Source organism: Bradyrhizobium sp. CCGE-LA001, from assembly GCF_000296215.2.
Classification (GTDB): Bacteria; Pseudomonadota; Alphaproteobacteria; order Rhizobiales; family Xanthobacteraceae; genus Bradyrhizobium.
Genome location: NZ_CP013949.1, coordinates 3,999,947 through 4,014,465, shown reverse-complemented (window position 1 = coordinate 4,014,465; position 14,519 = coordinate 3,999,947). Strand labels below are relative to the sequence as shown.

The following is a 14,519-nucleotide window of genomic DNA, read 5'->3' as shown; positions in this document are numbered from 1 at the left end:
TACCTGTGAACGATGCGGCAGCTCGTGTGGATTCTTTTTGAACCATTTTCCGGCTGGCGCGTCCCATTCATGAAGTCCCCAAGCTTCACCCCACCAGAGAGCCCCGCTTCCCCCAGGCGGGGTTTTCGCTTTTCGGTGCCCGGCAGTCTGCCGGCTGCTATATGGTCGAGCAGTTTTCTCGTGGGGGACTCATGAAGGTCGCCATCGTTCTCGCCGGCTTGGTCGTTGTTGCAGTCGCAGCCATCGTCGCGATCCAGCCGCGCTTCCTGAAGCCCGCGTCCCTCGCCGGCGTGAAGAAGTCGGACATGTTCGGCTTCTCGCCCGGAATGACATCCGACGAAACGACCAAGCTCGTGACTCAGCGTCACTATCTCTGCCGTCATGGCCGCGGCTCGCTAACCCTCGAATGCGAGATCAACGGCGCCAAGGTCACGGTCTACAGCGACGATGCGGACGCCAGGCGTCCGATCTGGCGCGTCCACGCGGAGCTGAACAATCCGGGCCCGCAGGAGGCCGCCGTCAAATCGATCTCCGACCAGTTCAACGCCGAGGCCGTCAAGGATCAGGACGGATGGACATGGATCGTCGGCCGCGGATTCAAGCTCAGCTATGACGGTACCGCCTTGAACCTCGTCGACGCGGCGGCGGAGGCGCGGCTTCGCAAGACCGACGCCAAGCGCTAGCGAGCCCAGCCGGTCACCTCGTCGTGAAACTTGTGGCGGGGCACGCCTTGTTGAGACTTCGGTAACCTAACGCCGCCAATCTCGCATCAGTAAGGTTGCGTTGGAGTATCCCCGAAATGCTGGATTTTAACGAGCTGCGCGAACTCGCGGCAGATGTGCGCATTTTCGTCGATGTCGCCGAAGACAAGGCCGAGGCGCTGCGCGCCGTCATCGCAGCCTATGACGTGGTGCTTGCGATCTTCCCGTCCGGCGACGGCATGGGCCTGCACGTCGTCAAGGGCAAGGAGATCCTGGACAGGATCGCAAGCTCGGGGAGCCACGCGATGTACAGCCACACGGCGATCGCAGTTCCCGACCTCGAGCATGCCGAAGTGCTGAAATATCTGACGGCGCCGGTCGAGCAACGGATTGCAGCCTGATCGCCGAAGCCGCGGGGCGACGACCGGCGAGCCGGTCTAGCCAGCGTGGCTCTTCCGTCGCAGACCGATGCGCGTGCCCGGCAGATTGAGGCCGAGTTCGATCGCGCGCGATCTGATCGAGGCGATCGGACGCTTGAGCTTCACGATCATCAAGGTGAGGCTCTTGCCGGTTTCACACATGGACCGAAGCAGGCGATCGTCATCTTCCGACCAGCGTTCGTGGTTGTATGTGCGGGCAGCCATGGGCGTTTGCCTCTGAGGCCATTGAGGCGGGGCCAGTCGCGGGAAATTCAAAGGACCCAGCTTCGCCTTTACTGAGCGCGGCGGCTGGGTGTCAGTTGAGGAGCGGCTTGTTACGCTGCCGCCTGACGCAGAGATAATTCCAAGGCGCTGCTTTTCAACCGACTTACGGATTTGTAATCGGACGGGATCGCGTCCGCCCTCAGCGCACGTTGGCAATGATCGCAGCCACGCGTCGTGAGTGTTGATCCACGATGACGAGGTTGGTGCCCGCGATCAGATACTGGTCTCCCCAAAATCCATTCAGCACTTGCGTTGCTTCCGGCGGCAGATCGGCGACGCCGGTCTGCCGGGGGACCGATGTGCCGATCATCATCTCGAAATTCGGGCGGTCCATGGCCGGTCCTTGCGCCGACGAGAAGATCGCCCGGAGCTGGTCGCGTTGTCCGTCGCTGAGGTTCGCTGGACCGGCAGTTTCCTTGATTTCGCGGGCCCGGCGTCCTGTCGAATCTTCGTTTCGGGCGGGATCTTCCTTCGCAGCCGTGCTGATCGCTTCCCGTTGGCTCGGAACTCCGGTCCCAACCGTGGTGGCGGGCGCGCTATTGTCGGCGCCGGTGGACGAACGTCCCGCATGGTCGGTGGCCTTGAAGGTATGGGGCACGACAAACCACAATGCAAACCCCACGAAGAGGACGGCGGCGAGCGCGAATCCCCACATCATCAGCTTGCGGGTACCTTCTCTCTCTTCATTCCGGGACAGATTTGGGACCATGGTGAGCCTCTCCGATGTTTCGGGCCAACCCGAGCATCGAGCGACCGTTCCTAAGTCGCCGCCGTCGGCGCGGTGCGCGTTTGCAAGACTTCCCGGGGGGCGCGCTGGAATGGAACGTTCAGCTCCCGCGCGCGCTGATCGAGGGCATTCGGAGCGGCCTGCCAAGGCCAACCAGGGAGAAATGCCATGCCGAACGATTCAGAACAGAAGCTGCAATCGATTCCGAAAGAGCGTTCCGGGCCGCCCAGCCAACATCCCGCCGGACCACACGCGAGGCCGGAGCTGACCGATCCGGACAAGACGCCCGGATGCGGCGTTCTGCCCGACCCGGATGATCCGAACATCAGTCCGACGGGCTAGAAGAATGGTGGAGCGGCCTTCCGAACGTTGCCACAGCATCAGCCGGATTGCCTCCCGCGGGCGTCGTCAGTAGCCCAGCATGTACACCGTGAAGCCGATCACGATACAGCTGAGCCCGACGATTGCCGTCACGATCTCGACGAGGTTTTCCAAGCCTAGCGATCGCACGATGGTGTCCCATAAGGCGGACAGAAGGATCTCCAGGATCTCAGTGAGCAGGCTTTGACGCATGAAAATTGGTCACGCCCGGCTCTGCCGTGGTTCACGCGTCCTGCTCCTGGGATGATCCGCGCTTTTCATTTGAACTTTTCGCCGGCGCGAACGTCTTACAGTTGAAGCGTCCCTAAGCTTCACTTTGACAGAGAACCCCGCTTTCCCCGGCGGGGTTTTCGCTTTTGCGCGCTGCATCAGCTCACCTGCAATTTCAAGCCCCTCTTTGCCGTTGACCCGACGATCCCTTCCACGCACTTTTCCGGCGGGCAGGGTTTTGAGGAAAAATGATGCCGAAAACCCTAGTGGAATTCAGAGCGCAGAACCTTCGTTTGCTTGAGCAGCTTTGTCCCGACGATCCCGCCTACATTAAAGCCTGGCTGAAGCAATTCGATGAGCAGAACGGAATTCTGGCCGAGCTTCATGCGAAGCCCGGCAAGACACGAGGTGCTTCCGCCCGGAAGGCTGCATCTTCCGGTCGGGCCGGATCATCTCGCGCTTCGGTCCACTCGGTTTCGTGAAGCAAGCGCCGCGTATGTCAGGCAGCGCGGCGCTTCTTCCGCGAACCTGCAGACTTCGCTTTCGGTTTGTCGGAGCTCGCCTTCGAGACGCGCGCCACCGCGCCGAGTGACGCTGCGAGGATCTCGCGCTGGGCTTCGAGCCAGTGCCTTTCGGCGTGGCCATGCTCGGCACCGCCGTCCATCCAAAGCTGGTAAGCACGTTCGCGGATTGCTTGTTGCAGATCTGACATCGCTGTCCCCTCCAATTTGGAGCGGCATCGTGAGCGCGGTCGGTTAACAAGCTCTCAAGCGAGCGGCGTTCCGTCTAGGGAACACGCATCGCGTCACCTCGCGAGCCAACACCACACAGCGAGCCGATTGGCGATACGCACGATCATGGCAGCTCGAGCGTGAACGTCACGACGAGCGACGCTCCTCGACGCAAATCACGGCACCAAAGCGCTCACCGAACGTCCGCGGCTTTTCTGGTCTCGCCAATCGAGACTGGCTTGTTGAGAAAATACTCGCGGTTGCCGGTCGCCGCTTCCGCATATTGGTCGATCGCCACGATGATCGCCTGGACATGCGCATAGCACCAGCCTTCCCGCGTCGCCTTGCGGCGAACGTCCTCGAGCGCGGCCAGGAAGGGCGACAGCTCTCTCTCGTCGTCGAACCAGCGCCTGCTCACCATGTCCTCCCCCCGAGCACCCTGCCCTTGGTCTGGCGCGGCTGCGCCGCCTTCAGCGCGTCGCGCTGCGTGCAGAGACCTTCGACCTTCGCCTCCATCCGCGACAGCAGCGCTTCGGCCGAGGCCGTGCCCAGACCTGCGCGCTGGAGCTGGAGGATCTCCTTTCTCTGCCGTCCTATCTGGATGCGCATCCGTTCGATCTCCCGCCTGAGATAGTCCAGGTCCGGCATGTTCCCGCCTCGCGATTTTGAATATGCGGCATGAGAACAAAAAAGGAACGAAGAGTCGAGTCCGACGTTGGACGGACGACGGAATAGGAGATGTGCAATGGCCGACAACACGCAGAAGGACCCGAAAGACTGGGTTTCCGGCGACGATCCGATGACCGGAGCCCAGGAGTCCTACCTTAAGACCCTCGCCGAGCAGGCCGACGAGCAGCCGCCCGAGGCCGAGCTGACCAAGGCGGAAGCCTCCGAGCTGATCGACAAGATGCGGCAAAAGGCCGGGCTGGAGAAGTGAGCTGTAGAATTGCGGGAACCCGACTCCGTGTGTATGCAAACGAAATTGGGAATCGGAAATGCCATATTTCGTTTGCGCCCGCGACGGAGCGGGCCAGGTCATTCTGAAAAGAGACACCAAGGAAGCGGCCGAGAAGAAGGCCGCCGAACTCCGCGACATGGGCTATTTCGAAGTCGAGATCATCGCCAAGGGTGTCGAGAAGGCGGCGTAGGAACGCGCGCGCCGCCGGCCGCGTTGGCCATGCATGACAAAAGCATCGCTCCAGCACCAGGCCGACCGCGCCGAAGCCCTCGCCGCTCAGACGGCGGATGGCGAAATCAGAGAAGCTCTATTGAAGGCTGCGGAGGAATATCGAGCGCAATTGAAGAACGAAGACGACGAGGCGGAGTGAGGCGGCTCCGAGGATAGGTACCGCTGATGCATACGATTTCGACAACACCATGAGCGCACGCCTCGCCCTTCGAGACGACCGCTTCGCGGTCTCCTCAGGGTGAGGCTGATCGGGCATCAGGGCCCGTTGATACTGCCGCCACGCACTCGGCCGTCATCCTGAGGAGCCCGCCCATGGCGGGCGTCTCGAAGGATGGCCGCAGCGGGACCTTCGCTGCTTTCTCCGATTTCATCCGCCCGCCTGCAAGCGCATGGCGCCCTGCCCCGCACTGGCAGCTCAGCCTTTCGCTCCAGGCGCGACCAGGATGATTTCGCAGACGAAGCCGATGCCGAAACAGAGGGGGCAATCCGGCGTCATCAAAACAGGTCGCCGATGAACTTCATGATACTGACGATCAGGCCGGAAAGACATGCCGCGGTGCCGAGATCGGCCAGATACAGCAACGCATGACGTTCATCCTCACTCAGTTCTGCCAGCGCCTTGCGCATCGTCCCCTCCACATGGCCTCGATGAGTTCTTCGTCATCGAGAACATTCAGCAGATTGTTGATCGTCTCGTTGCAATCGCGCGATGCTGGCTCGACGTAACTTGCGAGAATGACCCGCGCCCTGTTCGACGGCTTCTCTCACGCGATCCGGCACGCCGGTACGCCACTCACTCCGTAAAGCAGAACGCGATCAGGAACGGCGCGTTCCTTCTCAACCGCCTTGAATAGCCTGCGCGCAACAACCGTTCGGAAGCGATGTCGCGACGCTCAACGTCAGGGTAGTCGGTTGCCCAGGTCGCGTTCGACTTCCTGGCGAAGCTACTCTGCGCAAAGCAGCACGAATGAGACCGGGGCGACAGCCTTGCCGATAAGGTCTCGCCGAACCTGACGTAGAGGAACGAGTCCGCCCCACCGGAATTCACCCGGCGGCCCCGGCATTCTCCCCTGCATGCCGACGTCGACAGCCCTGTGGCCGCCGCTGCGGGGCTCTCCTTTCGGAGGCCATCATGAGTGACCGCACAGGCAACGAACCCGCACCCCTCGTGCTTTTCGGCTTAGCCATCCTCCCGATCATGGCGGTGCTGGCCTGGTTCGCGTTCTGACGATAGTGACGATTCCGACGCACGCTTCGGCTCGGTAAGGTCGCAAACAATTACGGTGGCAGCGCCATATCCATCGCACCTGCTTGCTGCACGGGACGTCCGCGTTTGCATCTTGTTTTCAAGCACATCGTCTCTATCTGTCTCGCATGGAATTATCCGACATTCAGGACTTTGCGATCCAGGCCCGCATCGCGGCGGTCCTCGGCGCAACCGAGTTCGACCGCGTTTTCACCGGGGTTCATTTTGCCGAGGTCGAGGGGCCGCTGCTGTACGTTTACGCCAAAGACGAAGCCGCCGCTGCCGCGATCGAGGAAGACTTCGCCCTGCTCATTGCAGACATTGCCGGCCGCATCTTGAAGCAGGACATCGAAGTGGTGGTCGTGCTGCCGAAGGTCTTGCAGTAGCGTTTTGGTTCGGCGATGGTGGCACGAGTTCGCTAGCCAGGTCTCCGATATTATTCCGCTTCTGTAGGTTGCCGCTCAGCCCTCCACGCCAAACGCGAGACGGTGGATGGCGGATGGAAAAGCCTGGCCTCCTTTCCATGGAAGCCGTGGCTCATCTCCTCGTCAAGCTCGCCTCGCAAACCGGTGGCTTGAATGAAAACCGCACTTGTCTTCGGCGCAACCGGCTTCATCGGCTCGCATTTGCTGCGCGACCTCTTGGACAGTCCCGACTATTCGAGGGTTGTGGCGGTGACCCGCAAGCCGCTGGCGGTGAGCCATCCGAAGCTCACGGTGTTGATCGGCGCTCTCGCGTCCCTGCCCACACTCAAGCCGCAATTGGTCGCCGACGAGATCTTCATCGCGCTCGGAACGACGCGCAAGCACACCCCTGACGAGGCCGAGTACTACAAGATCGACCATGATTATCCCCTGTTGGCGGCCGAGATCGCCAGGGCGAACGGCGCACGGTCGGTGTTTCTGGTCACGGCCGTTGGCGCCAACGCCGGCTCCGGCGTGTTTTATCTCAGAACCAAGGGCGAGGTGGAGCGGGACATTCTCTCGCTCGATTTCGAGCACACGCATATTTTCCGCCCGTCGATGATCCTCGGCGCGCGCGACGAGGACCGGCCGCGTGAACGCCTCATCATCGCGATATGGAGCGTACTCAATCCGCTGCTCGTTGGCCCAGCGGAGCGGTATCGCGGGCTCGCCGGCAACGACATCGCGCACGCCATCGCCAAAGCCGCGCGGCATCAAACCGAGAAGGTGCGCATCTATCATTGGAAGGAGATGGCGGCACTGCTTCGAACGTGATGCAGCGCGAGCCGAACCGGCACGCTTCACGCACATTTGCCCCCGCCCCCTGCCCCTCCCCCCACTTTCCTGCTATCTCTCCCCCGCCGTCCCGGCCCAAGACAAAACCCTCCGTCCGTTCCAGGGAGCAAGAACCATGCGATACCTCCACACCATGCTGCGCGTGCGCAATCTCGATGCCGCGCTGAAGTTTTACCAGGATGCGCTGGGCTTGAAGGAGGTGCGGCGGATCGAGAACGACAAGGGGCGCTTCACGCTGGTGTTCCTGTGCTCGGCGGACGATCTCGAGGCGCTGAAGAAGCAGCCGCAAACCCGTGGAGCGCCGCTGGTCGAGCTCACCTACAACTGGGACGAGGAGAAGTACGGCGAGGATCGCTTCTTCGGCCATCTCGCCTATGAGGTCGACGACATCTACGCCACCTGCGAGAAGCTGCAAAAGGCCGGCGTCACCATCAACCGTCCCCCGCGCGACGGCAACATGGCCTTCGTGCGCTCGCCCGATCTGCACTCGATCGAGCTGTTGCAGAAGGGCGATCCGAAGCCGCCGCAGGAGCCCTGGACGTCGATGCCAAACACCGGCCATTGGTAGGCCAACAGGCAGGAACAACGCCCCTCGCCCGACGTTCTCCTTTCACGAAGCCGATTGGAGGAGGATGCGATGGCAAGAGGAATGTTGCTGTGGATGCTTGGCGTGCCGATCCCCGTGATCATCCTGTTGTGGCTGTTCTTCGGCCGCTGAGCGCTAGGTACGATTTTGCAATGAAAGCTCCGCCCATGGCGGAGCTTTTTGCATGAGGGGCGCGCGGCAATCGCGCATCGCCGATCCCGCGAAATTCCGCTATCACCCGCGCCAGACGGACGCGTAGCCCGGATGGAGCGAAGCGCAATCCGGGGTGCTTCGGCTGCGGCGCTCCCAGGTTACGCTTCGCTCCATCAGGGCTACGGCACCGAAACACCGGGGAGACGCTTCATGCCTGACACCAAGCTGACGATCTGGGGCCGCGCCAATTCGGTCAACGTGCAGAAAGTGCTGTGGTGCCTCACCGAGCTCGGCCTCGCCTACGAGCGCGTCGACGCCGGCATGCAATACGGCAAGACCCGCGAGGCCGACTATCTCGCGATGAACCCCAATGCGCGGATCCCGACGCTGGTCGAGGGCGACTTCGTGCTGTGGGAGTCCAATTCGATCATGCGCTATCTCTGTCTCGCCCATGGAAGCGGCACGCCGATCTATCCGGAGGCGCCGAAACTGCGCGCTAGCGTCGACCGCTGGCTCGACTGGACGCTGTCGGCGGTGCAGCCGGTCGATCGCCCGGTGTTCTGGGGCATCGTGCGCACCGCGCCCGCCGAGCGCGACATGCTTCAGGTGCAGCGCGATGCCGATGCCGCCGCAGAGGTCTGGGCCATCGCCGACCGCCTGCTCTCCTCGCGCCGCTTCATCGATGGCGATGCGTTCACGCTCGCCGATATCGCGATCGGCTCCTATGCGCGGCGCTGGCTCGGCGTCGAGGGCATCAGCCGGCCGGCGCAGCCGCACCTCACGCGCTGGCTCGCCGAGCTCGGCAAACGGCCGGGATTTGCAGAGTTCGTCGCACCGCCGATGTCGTGACCCGGCCATCAGGCCGACCACTCGGCTGCCTCTTTCGACGATGCCATCATACCCCTGTTTTGCCCGACGCCTCAAGATTTGCTTCGCCGAATCCTAAGCATGTAAATCCTCAGCGTTTGCCGTGACTTGGCTACTGTGCATGGGGTTGTTTTCGCGGTCTTGTTCTGGTTGGCAGGATCTTTTCGGAAATCCGCTTTGCACGAAGCCCGGCCCTGCGGATCCGCCTCCCGCCTAGCGCCAGCCGCGCTCGACCAGCAGCACCACCATGATCAGCACCAGCGTCACCGCGGCCGTGGCGAGCCGCGCAGGCCAGCTCAGGCTGCGGCCAATCCACCACAGCAGCGCGCAATACATCAGCACGGGAACGAGGATATCGAGCCGCAAGAGGTCCTGCGTCATGAGCCCTCAACGCCGGATGGCGGTGTCGACGCTGATCGAGCCGCCGACCTTGACGCAGGTCCCGGTGCCCTCGACCATGACGAAGCGCGGTCCATAGGAGGCGCAGGACCCTGCCCTGGCCGTCCCGGCCGTCCCCTTCAGCGGCAGCGCCTTTCCGAGGTCCTTGCCTCCCTGCGGCCGCTCGGCGGGCAGCCGCAGGCTCTCGGCCGCGGTCGCGGACGTCGCCATGAGCGAGAGCAGGATCAGGAGCGGCATGCGCATCGCCGCCTTGTAACCCGGACGCGCCTCACGCGCCATCGGATGCGCTGCGGCGCGATGTCAGAGGAACTTGATGCCGGCGGACTTGCCGCGGCGCCAGACCACCTGGCAGCTCCGTCCGGTCCGGGCATCGCGGGCGAAGGCCAGGCGGATCACGCCGGGAAGCTGGCTCGCATCCTCGTCCATCGTGATCTTGGCGCCCGAATCCGAGATGTCCTGGACCAGGCAATGCCGCGCCGCGAATCCGCCGTCGAGCGTGATCCAGGCGTGCTGCGACAGCAACTTGCGCGCTGCGCGCTTCTTTGGCGGTGGCATCGGAATATCTCCCACTCCAGCGCTACCCAGGGAACCCTAACAAACCGTTGAATTCGCCGCCCGATCGTCCCCGGCTCCGATGCTATCCACCGGAGCCAAAAGTCCGTTCCCGAACGGCTTGCCCGGGAGCGCAAAGGCCACTATACGTTCGCCCGCTGCAAGCTGCCGGGCCCTGTTCGGCCGGCCAGCGGCCGTGCCGCGGAGAGCGGTCTGGCCCTGCGTTTGCTCCCTTCGTCTATCGGTTAGGACGCCACCCTTTCACGGTGGAGAGAGCGGTTCGATTCCGCTAGGGAGCGCCACTGATCAAAATCCCTATTGATTTTGCTGCATAAGAACTGCCTGGGCGACCCACTGTCTGGAACGTCTGTTCCGGTGGGCCACATTGGCCTTTGAGCTTCGGGCTGACTGTTTCAAGACTCGAGCGCCTCGCCAAAAATCTCGCTTGACGAACCGATAGGACGCCCTCCCCTGCGGACTACAAATCCTAGCGGCTTGCCTCTCGGGCCCTCATCGCGGAATCCTTCGCCATGGGCACCAAGTCGCGAGAGGTCATATGGGGCGGCCGGATCATGGGCGCGAAGATCCACGCCGAGGGAGCCCGCGAGCGCGCCAATCAGGCCATCCGCGAAGCGGACCGAGCCGAGGCCGCGGACTGGTCGGTCCGGATGGAAGGCTACGGCGGACCTGCCCAGCCGTCCCCGACCATCGGGCAATGCCTCAACGGCGGCCTCGCCTGTTAGAAGTCGAGTGCGCCCGCTGCAAGACGCGCGCGAGCCTGCCGCTCGACGCGATCCGCCGGCCTGAGGATACGCCGCTCTGGAAGCTGGAAGCTTCACTGAAATGCCGGTCGTGCCGTACGCCGCGCTACGCGCCGCCAGCGCGCATGATCATCCGGCGCCACCTCGTTGGGATCGACCACGCGGCCGTCTTCGAGCACATACCAGGTTTCGCGCATCGTGCTGTCTCCCTTACATTTACGGACTTGCAGGCCCCCTCGCCGGCGCAGGCGATGCAAACGCCGGCGAGAATTGTTCGACGTCAGTTTTCGGTGACGATGTGGAAGGCGCCCGCCTTCGCGGCGCCGCCCTGCGCAATCGCGATCTTGACGCGATCGCGGCCAAACCGGATGAGATCGCCGACAGCAGTGCCGCCGGAGGCGTACAGCGCCGCAACGCCGGCATTGGAGTGGGTCGGGCTGCGGGGATAGCAGGACTTCGAAGCGTTGACGTCCGCCTCGGTCCAGATGCCCTCGCCGGTAGCCTCGCCGGTGATGGTGAAATCGACCCCGGCCGCAAAGGCGTTGGATCCATCCTTGATGTAGTGGATCGCGGTGATCCTGCCGGAAATATAGGGCGTGTAGGCGGTGGCGACGCCACTGCCATCGGTCAGGACATTCACGGTGAATCTGCGGGTCGGCATGGCTTTGAGCCTTTCGTGCTGGAGATCTGAGGACAACCCTCTACCCCTGCAAAGAAAAGCCCGGCGCACGAGGCACCGGGCTTTCACGTCAACCAGCCGGCGCCCTGAAGGGATTGCCCGACATCCCCCGAGGGAATGGACGGGAGCCATACGGAACGCCTATATGGTCCCAAATAAGGGGGACTAGAATGTTCGATCCCAACCTGAAGCGTACGGAAGAGGAAAAGATCGCCGCACTCGCGGAGCAAATGGAAATGCTCAAGGCGTCTTCAGAGAACTATGATCGCGGAAATTGCTGGGAAGCGAAGCGTCTCGCCACAACCGTGGCAACTCTCCTGTTGGACGGCCGCGGCAAAATCCGCCCTCTCCTTGTCCAGCTTGGCTTGCGAAGCACCTTGCAATTCATAAGCACGGCGAGGAGCTTGGAGACGATGCGACCTCGGCTAGCCTTGGTCGCGATCTTATTGGACGGAGGCCCGGTCCGCTATTCGCCCTATTGCGACACCGAGGATTTTAAACTTCCGTGGACACATGAGATGAAGTTCCAGGAGTGGTGGGAAGAGCCTGTCTTCGGTGCTGCCGACGGGCGCACCTTGTCGCGGAAGAATGTGGTCTTCTCTTTGCGCAGTCAGGACGGCGGCGCGCATTTTGATGAGAACTGGGGAAACGATCTTAGCAAGATGATCGCGACCACAAACGACGAACAACTGACAACAGGCGATGGAAAGCCGATCGCCAACGCTCACCTCGGCACTATGCGTCAGATTGCATGGGAGCTGACGGAGACATTGAAGCCAGTGCTTGGCAATCAGAAGCTCTTCTTGGAAGCCCGGGAACAGCTGCGAACCAAACCTTCGCGAGATCCGCACCCCTGAAGCGAGTGGACTGTTCGCTGGCGGCACCAGCGACATTTTGACCTATCAAAGTGGTTCACCAGAGCCTTTCCCATCTGTGTACGGTTGATCCGTTGCAACCTATGGGAGTGGCAGATGAAGCCAATACGTTTTGTTATTATTCTTATTGCGATTTTTGCAGCAGGCACACCGGCTATCGCGCAGACTGCAAAGGACAAGGCACCGCCGTCAGCTGAGAAGGCCGGAGACCTCAGTGCCTCCGCCATTTTTGGCTGGTTTAGGGAGGTCGTGGAACTCTTGCGAAAGATCGAGAGCAATACCGCCACAACCAACGCCATACTTCTGCGTATCGAACAGAAGACTGGCTCGGCGGCTCCGTTGCCTCCGACAACTGTCAGCTTCGACCCTGCGCGGGTTTGCGGCAAAGCCCCGATTGGCTGCGGCAACACTGCGGCACAATATTGCAAAGGCTTGGGATACTCGAAAGGTCATTCTACCGGCACAAAACAAGAAGATCGCGAACATATCGAATTCGGACAACGGTTCACAAGGGTCGACGTACTTACGCAAGTGACCTGCTCCAACTAAGCATTCTCCCGGAGTCCAAAAGGCATAACGCTTAGCGGACTCCGGGATCATTCCGCGCGCCGACGGAGGATGCCAGCCGCTCGACTGCACTGAAGGGAGCGCGCGGCAGTTTCAAGGACATGGTGCGGCTTTCGGACAGGTTCTACTTAAGGAGGACACGCAGTGCCGCCCCGCCTCTTGACAACCTCACGGGGTACCGGGCGCAATGGGCGGCTTTCGACCAAAGACATTTCACGAGGAAAAATGATCAGATACCTGAAGTGCCTGCCCATCATCGCGTTGGCTTCAAGCCCGACATTTGCTCTCGACAATTGCGACAGTCTCGCAGCGACGAAGCAGATCGAAGAGAGACCGCAGTGCCTGCAGAAGAACAACGCCGAGCTTCAGGCAGCGATTCAATCCATCAACGCGATCCGCGCAAATCAGGACATTGTCATCCAGACAGGCGAGTATTGCCTCAACGGAGATCACGGAGCTCCAAACCATCTCACCAGATGTACCGGCGGCACCCCGACGCGCTTCAAACTCGTTCTGCCTTAGTTGCCTCCGATCGAATGCGGGATGCCGAAAGCTGCTTTGTGCTTGCGGCACCCGCCACCTTTAGCCTAGGCGCCGTGGCTGCTGCCCTGAACGTAGTGGATGACACCAATGCCGGCTGCAGCAGGCTTGAGCTAGATCAAAGCTTCACAACAGGCAGGTAAGCACCGTTGGGGCATGCCTGATCCCGACAAGAAGACAGAGGGCAACGAAGCCAGGCCGTCTCGGCTGGATTTGGCGCGAGCCGCCGAATTACGTGAGATCATTGGGAAGCCTCGGGACAAGCTGAACTGAGGCGAGGTCTCAGTCGCTGTCTTAAGGGAGTGGACCAATCAGTGTCTTGCAAAGTCCTGAATTAGACGACAATCATCCGCCTTTGTCGGGGACTCGCGTATGACGCTGTATGTCGGCCTTATCAGCCCCAGTATTACTGTTGTTTGCTCTGATCGCCGACTAACCGTAGACGGTCGAGTCGTGAAGGAAGGCACGATAAAGCCTTCGTTCTGTTCACCCAGGACGGACAAGCCGTCATAACGTTTTCGGGCATTGCCAAAGCGGGGAGCTTCGATACTCACAAGTGGCTCATTGAAACCATCATGACGCTGGGCCCCCCTGATTTCAACCTTGGTGGAATCATTGAAAGGCTGACGCTCAAGCTGACTGAAAAATTCAAAACGCACTACGTTTTGCGCAGCTTAACTCGTTCACAGCTCCTCCTGAGCCTGATGATAGTCGGCTACATCTATAGACGAAATGAGTACATTGGCGCGTACGGCCTGATCTCTAACTTCGAGCGGCCTGACCTGCAGGTCCCACCAACGTCCGAAGCAGCCGATGAATTTCACTTGATGCAGGGAGCTATCGACTCTGTCACGCCCATCGTAACGCACACGGTTGGAACGTCCAGCGCGCTGCACGTTGATGACTTTTTCGCGTTGAGACAATTTGCAAAGCAAGGCGCAGATGGCAAGGCGATCGCACTTCGGATCGTCGACATCATTCGCAAGGCCGCCTCACACAGTAACAGTGGAAACGTCATCGGTAGCCAAATCAGCAGTGTCATCCTGCCAGCGAACCGGAACTCGAGCCCTACCAGCAACTACCACAGCGCCATCGTTCGGAACGCGTTTGAGATCCCCGCAATCGTTTGGGTGCTGCCAGATTACGTGGGCAGCGTCACAAAAATCAAAGTTGACCCTACCGATCCCTCAGCGCCACCCTTGGCAGTACCCAAAGTGGGGAGAAACAAGCGTTGCCCATGTAACAGCGGCAAAAAGTACAAGCACTGCCACGGGAATGCGGGAGAGCGGCTCATCAGAAGGGCTCACCCACCTGAAGGGATCAAACCAACATTTCCGAAGAGTGAACTAAAGTCGTATCTCCACTTGAGATTGCGTAGGCGATAATCGGCTA

At 61.2% G+C, this 14,519-nt stretch carries 27 protein-coding genes, 1 tRNA gene and 1 pseudogene; 17 read left to right on the top strand and 12 right to left on the bottom strand.

The features are described 5' to 3' along the window. Positions 1-191: 191 nt before the first annotated feature. Together BCCGELA001_RS18585 and BCCGELA001_RS18580 are read left to right on the top strand one after the other, a co-directional pair. Positions 192-683 (top strand): hypothetical protein, encoded by a 492-nt coding sequence (locus BCCGELA001_RS18585; protein ID WP_060736004.1) that lies wholly within the window; start codon positions 192-194, stop codon positions 681-683. A 116-nt stretch (positions 684-799) separates the two neighbouring features. After that, positions 800-1,102, top strand: a complete 303-nt coding sequence (locus tag BCCGELA001_RS18580) for a hypothetical protein (protein WP_008558881.1) — start codon at positions 800-802, stop codon at positions 1,100-1,102. 36 nt (positions 1,103-1,138) lie between these two features. Here the strand turns inward: BCCGELA001_RS18580 and BCCGELA001_RS18575 are convergent, their stop codons facing one another. Both BCCGELA001_RS18575 and BCCGELA001_RS18570 read right to left on the bottom strand, forming a co-directional pair. Beyond that, positions 1,139-1,345, bottom strand: a complete 207-nt coding sequence (locus BCCGELA001_RS18575) for a hypothetical protein (RefSeq protein WP_008558878.1) — start codon at positions 1,343-1,345, stop codon at positions 1,139-1,141. A gap of 199 nt (positions 1,346-1,544) precedes the next feature. Then, positions 1,545-2,114, bottom strand: a complete 570-nt coding sequence (locus BCCGELA001_RS18570; RefSeq protein WP_144441356.1) for a hypothetical protein — start codon at positions 2,112-2,114, stop codon at positions 1,545-1,547. A gap of 186 nt (positions 2,115-2,300) precedes the next feature. On the opposite strand from BCCGELA001_RS18570, the gene BCCGELA001_RS38375 reads away from it, so the two are divergent. Continuing rightward, on the top strand, positions 2,301-2,474 hold the full coding sequence (locus tag BCCGELA001_RS38375) for a hypothetical protein (protein ID WP_008558867.1): 174 nt from the start codon (positions 2,301-2,303) through the stop codon (positions 2,472-2,474). A 66-nt stretch (positions 2,475-2,540) separates the two neighbouring features. On the opposite strand, the gene BCCGELA001_RS37970 is transcribed toward BCCGELA001_RS38375, so the two are convergent. Beyond that, entirely contained in the window at positions 2,541-2,705 is a 165-nt protein-coding gene (locus BCCGELA001_RS37970) for a hypothetical protein (protein ID WP_158511630.1), read from the bottom strand. Between the two features lie 266 nt (positions 2,706-2,971). Here BCCGELA001_RS37970 and BCCGELA001_RS37160 point away from each other — a divergent pair, with 266 nt between their 5' ends. Further along, positions 2,972-3,205: a hypothetical protein gene (locus tag BCCGELA001_RS37160; RefSeq protein WP_144441355.1), complete on the top strand. Its 234-nt coding sequence runs from the start codon at positions 2,972-2,974 to the stop codon at positions 3,203-3,205. A gap of 17 nt (positions 3,206-3,222) precedes the next feature. Here the strand turns inward: BCCGELA001_RS37160 and BCCGELA001_RS36020 are convergent, their stop codons facing one another. From BCCGELA001_RS36020 to BCCGELA001_RS18560, 3 genes are all read right to left on the bottom strand, one after another. Further along, positions 3,223-3,435 (bottom strand): DUF2934 domain-containing protein, encoded by a 213-nt coding sequence (locus BCCGELA001_RS36020; protein WP_008558864.1) that lies wholly within the window; start codon positions 3,433-3,435, stop codon positions 3,223-3,225. A 212-nt stretch (positions 3,436-3,647) separates the two neighbouring features. Next, entirely contained in the window at positions 3,648-3,875 is a 228-nt protein-coding gene (locus BCCGELA001_RS18565; RefSeq protein ID WP_008558862.1) for a hypothetical protein, read from the bottom strand. After that, complete coding sequence (locus BCCGELA001_RS18560) at positions 3,869-4,102, bottom strand: hypothetical protein (protein WP_008558859.1); 234 nt, start codon at positions 4,100-4,102, stop codon at positions 3,869-3,871. The genes BCCGELA001_RS18565 and BCCGELA001_RS18560 overlap by 7 nt, the downstream gene beginning before the upstream one ends. A gap of 97 nt (positions 4,103-4,199) precedes the next feature. Between BCCGELA001_RS18560 and BCCGELA001_RS18555 the strand changes: the two genes are divergently transcribed. From BCCGELA001_RS18555 to BCCGELA001_RS37960, 3 genes are read left to right on the top strand one after another with little or no spacing between them, the layout of a single operon-like run. Continuing rightward, positions 4,200-4,391, top strand: a complete 192-nt coding sequence (locus BCCGELA001_RS18555) for a DUF3072 domain-containing protein (RefSeq protein ID WP_008558856.1) — start codon at positions 4,200-4,202, stop codon at positions 4,389-4,391. Positions 4,392-4,449: 58 nt separating this feature from the next. Next, positions 4,450-4,602, top strand: a complete 153-nt coding sequence (locus tag BCCGELA001_RS37965; protein ID WP_156489629.1) for a hypothetical protein — start codon at positions 4,450-4,452, stop codon at positions 4,600-4,602. A 33-nt stretch (positions 4,603-4,635) separates the two neighbouring features. Then, a complete protein-coding gene (locus BCCGELA001_RS37960; RefSeq protein ID WP_158511629.1) occupies positions 4,636-4,782 on the top strand; it encodes a hypothetical protein in 147 nt (48 codons plus the stop codon). Between the two features lie 356 nt (positions 4,783-5,138). Here the strand turns inward: BCCGELA001_RS37960 and BCCGELA001_RS39295 are convergent, their stop codons facing one another. After that, the gene (locus BCCGELA001_RS39295) at positions 5,139-5,270 is read right to left on the bottom strand and encodes a hypothetical protein (protein ID WP_257721909.1); all 132 of its coding nucleotides are present in this window, start codon (positions 5,268-5,270) and stop codon (positions 5,139-5,141) included. Positions 5,271-5,954: 684 nt separating this feature from the next. Between BCCGELA001_RS39295 and BCCGELA001_RS18550 the strand changes: the two genes are divergently transcribed. The 4 genes from BCCGELA001_RS18550 (at position 5,955) to BCCGELA001_RS18535 (ending at position 8,736) form a co-directional block, all read left to right on the top strand. After that, a complete protein-coding gene (locus BCCGELA001_RS18550) occupies positions 5,955-6,275 on the top strand; it encodes a hypothetical protein (RefSeq protein WP_335339422.1) in 321 nt (106 codons plus the stop codon). A gap of 192 nt (positions 6,276-6,467) precedes the next feature. Next, positions 6,468-7,127, top strand: a complete 660-nt coding sequence (locus BCCGELA001_RS18545) for an oxidoreductase (protein WP_060736002.1) — start codon at positions 6,468-6,470, stop codon at positions 7,125-7,127. A gap of 136 nt (positions 7,128-7,263) precedes the next feature. Continuing rightward, entirely contained in the window at positions 7,264-7,716 is a 453-nt protein-coding gene (locus BCCGELA001_RS18540) for a VOC family protein (protein WP_008558841.1), read from the top strand. A 381-nt stretch (positions 7,717-8,097) separates the two neighbouring features. After that, positions 8,098-8,736 carry a glutathione S-transferase family protein gene (locus BCCGELA001_RS18535; protein WP_008558839.1) on the top strand — a complete coding sequence of 213 codons (639 nt, stop codon included), beginning with the start codon at positions 8,098-8,100 and terminating at the stop codon, positions 8,734-8,736. A 231-nt stretch (positions 8,737-8,967) separates the two neighbouring features. Here the strand turns inward: BCCGELA001_RS18535 and BCCGELA001_RS38370 are convergent, their stop codons facing one another. The 3 genes from BCCGELA001_RS38370 to BCCGELA001_RS18520 are packed head-to-tail and all read right to left on the bottom strand — an operon-like array spanning position 8,968 to position 9,708. Beyond that, a complete protein-coding gene (locus tag BCCGELA001_RS38370; protein WP_008558837.1) occupies positions 8,968-9,135 on the bottom strand; it encodes a hypothetical protein in 168 nt (55 codons plus the stop codon). A 6-nt stretch (positions 9,136-9,141) separates the two neighbouring features. Further along, positions 9,142-9,396, bottom strand: coding sequence for a hypothetical protein (locus BCCGELA001_RS18525; protein WP_060737716.1), 255 nt, complete (start codon positions 9,394-9,396; stop codon positions 9,142-9,144). 57 nt (positions 9,397-9,453) lie between these two features. Beyond that, a complete protein-coding gene (locus tag BCCGELA001_RS18520; protein ID WP_008558833.1) occupies positions 9,454-9,708 on the bottom strand; it encodes a PilZ domain-containing protein in 255 nt (84 codons plus the stop codon). Between the two features lie 224 nt (positions 9,709-9,932). Here BCCGELA001_RS18520 and BCCGELA001_RS18515 point away from each other — a divergent pair. Continuing rightward, positions 9,933-10,007, top strand: a tRNA-Glu gene (locus BCCGELA001_RS18515). A 228-nt stretch (positions 10,008-10,235) separates the two neighbouring features. Continuing rightward, positions 10,236-10,597, top strand: a pseudogene (locus BCCGELA001_RS18510) (hypothetical protein); the annotation flags it as partial. On the opposite strand, the gene BCCGELA001_RS39290 reads toward BCCGELA001_RS18510, so the two are convergent. After that, positions 10,541-10,663 (bottom strand): hypothetical protein, encoded by a 123-nt coding sequence (locus BCCGELA001_RS39290; protein WP_257721968.1) that lies wholly within the window; start codon positions 10,661-10,663, stop codon positions 10,541-10,543. The pseudogene BCCGELA001_RS18510 and the gene BCCGELA001_RS39290 overlap by 57 nt on opposite strands. An 83-nt stretch (positions 10,664-10,746) precedes the next feature. Continuing rightward, positions 10,747-11,127, bottom strand: a complete 381-nt coding sequence (locus BCCGELA001_RS18505) for a hypothetical protein (protein WP_008558822.1) — start codon at positions 11,125-11,127, stop codon at positions 10,747-10,749. Positions 11,128-11,315: 188 nt separating this feature from the next. Here BCCGELA001_RS18505 and BCCGELA001_RS18500 point away from each other — a divergent pair, with 188 nt between their 5' ends. The 4 genes from BCCGELA001_RS18500 to BCCGELA001_RS38595 all read left to right on the top strand — a co-directional run bounded on the left by BCCGELA001_RS18500 (position 11,316) and on the right by BCCGELA001_RS38595 (position 14,512). After that, positions 11,316-12,002 carry a hypothetical protein gene (locus BCCGELA001_RS18500; protein WP_008558820.1) on the top strand — a complete coding sequence of 229 codons (687 nt, stop codon included), beginning with the start codon at positions 11,316-11,318 and terminating at the stop codon, positions 12,000-12,002. 114 nt (positions 12,003-12,116) lie between these two features. Beyond that, complete coding sequence (locus BCCGELA001_RS37150) at positions 12,117-12,569, top strand: hypothetical protein (RefSeq protein ID WP_144441354.1); 453 nt, start codon at positions 12,117-12,119, stop codon at positions 12,567-12,569. A 243-nt stretch (positions 12,570-12,812) separates the two neighbouring features. Beyond that, the gene (locus tag BCCGELA001_RS18495; protein WP_008558819.1) at positions 12,813-13,109 is read left to right on the top strand and encodes a hypothetical protein; all 297 of its coding nucleotides are present in this window, start codon (positions 12,813-12,815) and stop codon (positions 13,107-13,109) included. Between the two features lie 593 nt (positions 13,110-13,702). Further along, positions 13,703-14,512 carry an SEC-C metal-binding domain-containing protein gene (locus BCCGELA001_RS38595; RefSeq protein ID WP_008558817.1) on the top strand — a complete coding sequence of 270 codons (810 nt, stop codon included), beginning with the start codon at positions 13,703-13,705 and terminating at the stop codon, positions 14,510-14,512. The last annotated feature ends 7 nt before the right edge of the window (positions 14,513-14,519 follow it).

What these genes read in the sequence shown, in the direction of transcription:
- BCCGELA001_RS18585 (WP_060736004.1), top strand. Translation starts at nt 192, where the DNA reads ATGAAGGTCGCCATCGTTCTCGCCGGCTTGGTCGTTGTTGCAGTCGCA.
- BCCGELA001_RS18580 (WP_008558881.1), top strand. Translation starts at nt 800, where the DNA reads ATGCTGGATTTTAACGAGCTGCGCGAACTCGCGGCAGATGTGCGCATT.
- BCCGELA001_RS18575 (WP_008558878.1), bottom strand. Translation starts at nt 1,345, where the DNA reads ATGGCTGCCCGCACATACAACCACGAACGCTGGTCGGAAGATGACGAT.
- BCCGELA001_RS18570 (WP_144441356.1), bottom strand. Translation starts at nt 2,114, where the DNA reads ATGGTCCCAAATCTGTCCCGGAATGAAGAGAGAGAAGGTACCCGCAAG.
- BCCGELA001_RS38375 (WP_008558867.1), top strand. Translation starts at nt 2,301, where the DNA reads ATGCCGAACGATTCAGAACAGAAGCTGCAATCGATTCCGAAAGAGCGT.
- BCCGELA001_RS37970 (WP_158511630.1), bottom strand. Translation starts at nt 2,705, where the DNA reads ATGCGTCAAAGCCTGCTCACTGAGATCCTGGAGATCCTTCTGTCCGCC.
- BCCGELA001_RS37160 (WP_144441355.1), top strand. Translation starts at nt 2,972, where the DNA reads ATGATGCCGAAAACCCTAGTGGAATTCAGAGCGCAGAACCTTCGTTTG.
- BCCGELA001_RS36020 (WP_008558864.1), bottom strand. Translation starts at nt 3,435, where the DNA reads ATGTCAGATCTGCAACAAGCAATCCGCGAACGTGCTTACCAGCTTTGG.
- BCCGELA001_RS18565 (WP_008558862.1), bottom strand. Translation starts at nt 3,875, where the DNA reads ATGGTGAGCAGGCGCTGGTTCGACGACGAGAGAGAGCTGTCGCCCTTC.
- BCCGELA001_RS18560 (WP_008558859.1), bottom strand. Translation starts at nt 4,102, where the DNA reads ATGCCGGACCTGGACTATCTCAGGCGGGAGATCGAACGGATGCGCATC.
- BCCGELA001_RS18555 (WP_008558856.1), top strand. Translation starts at nt 4,200, where the DNA reads ATGGCCGACAACACGCAGAAGGACCCGAAAGACTGGGTTTCCGGCGAC.
- BCCGELA001_RS37965 (WP_156489629.1), top strand. Translation starts at nt 4,450, where the DNA reads ATGCCATATTTCGTTTGCGCCCGCGACGGAGCGGGCCAGGTCATTCTG.
- BCCGELA001_RS37960 (WP_158511629.1), top strand. Translation starts at nt 4,636, where the DNA reads ATGACAAAAGCATCGCTCCAGCACCAGGCCGACCGCGCCGAAGCCCTC.
- BCCGELA001_RS39295 (WP_257721909.1), bottom strand. Translation starts at nt 5,270, where the DNA reads ATGCGCAAGGCGCTGGCAGAACTGAGTGAGGATGAACGTCATGCGTTG.
- BCCGELA001_RS18545 (WP_060736002.1), top strand. Translation starts at nt 6,468, where the DNA reads ATGAAAACCGCACTTGTCTTCGGCGCAACCGGCTTCATCGGCTCGCAT.
- BCCGELA001_RS18540 (WP_008558841.1), top strand. Translation starts at nt 7,264, where the DNA reads ATGCGATACCTCCACACCATGCTGCGCGTGCGCAATCTCGATGCCGCG.
- BCCGELA001_RS18535 (WP_008558839.1), top strand. Translation starts at nt 8,098, where the DNA reads ATGCCTGACACCAAGCTGACGATCTGGGGCCGCGCCAATTCGGTCAAC.
- BCCGELA001_RS38370 (WP_008558837.1), bottom strand. Translation starts at nt 9,135, where the DNA reads ATGACGCAGGACCTCTTGCGGCTCGATATCCTCGTTCCCGTGCTGATG.
- BCCGELA001_RS18525 (WP_060737716.1), bottom strand. Translation starts at nt 9,396, where the DNA reads ATGCGCATGCCGCTCCTGATCCTGCTCTCGCTCATGGCGACGTCCGCG.
- BCCGELA001_RS18520 (WP_008558833.1), bottom strand. Translation starts at nt 9,708, where the DNA reads ATGCCACCGCCAAAGAAGCGCGCAGCGCGCAAGTTGCTGTCGCAGCAC.
- BCCGELA001_RS39290 (WP_257721968.1), bottom strand. Translation starts at nt 10,663, where the DNA reads ATGCGCGAAACCTGGTATGTGCTCGAAGACGGCCGCGTGGTCGATCCC.
- BCCGELA001_RS18505 (WP_008558822.1), bottom strand. Translation starts at nt 11,127, where the DNA reads ATGCCGACCCGCAGATTCACCGTGAATGTCCTGACCGATGGCAGTGGC.
- BCCGELA001_RS18500 (WP_008558820.1), top strand. Translation starts at nt 11,316, where the DNA reads ATGTTCGATCCCAACCTGAAGCGTACGGAAGAGGAAAAGATCGCCGCA.
- BCCGELA001_RS37150 (WP_144441354.1), top strand. Translation starts at nt 12,117, where the DNA reads ATGAAGCCAATACGTTTTGTTATTATTCTTATTGCGATTTTTGCAGCA.
- BCCGELA001_RS18495 (WP_008558819.1), top strand. Translation starts at nt 12,813, where the DNA reads ATGATCAGATACCTGAAGTGCCTGCCCATCATCGCGTTGGCTTCAAGC.
- BCCGELA001_RS38595 (WP_008558817.1), top strand. Translation starts at nt 13,703, where the DNA reads ATGACGCTGGGCCCCCCTGATTTCAACCTTGGTGGAATCATTGAAAGG.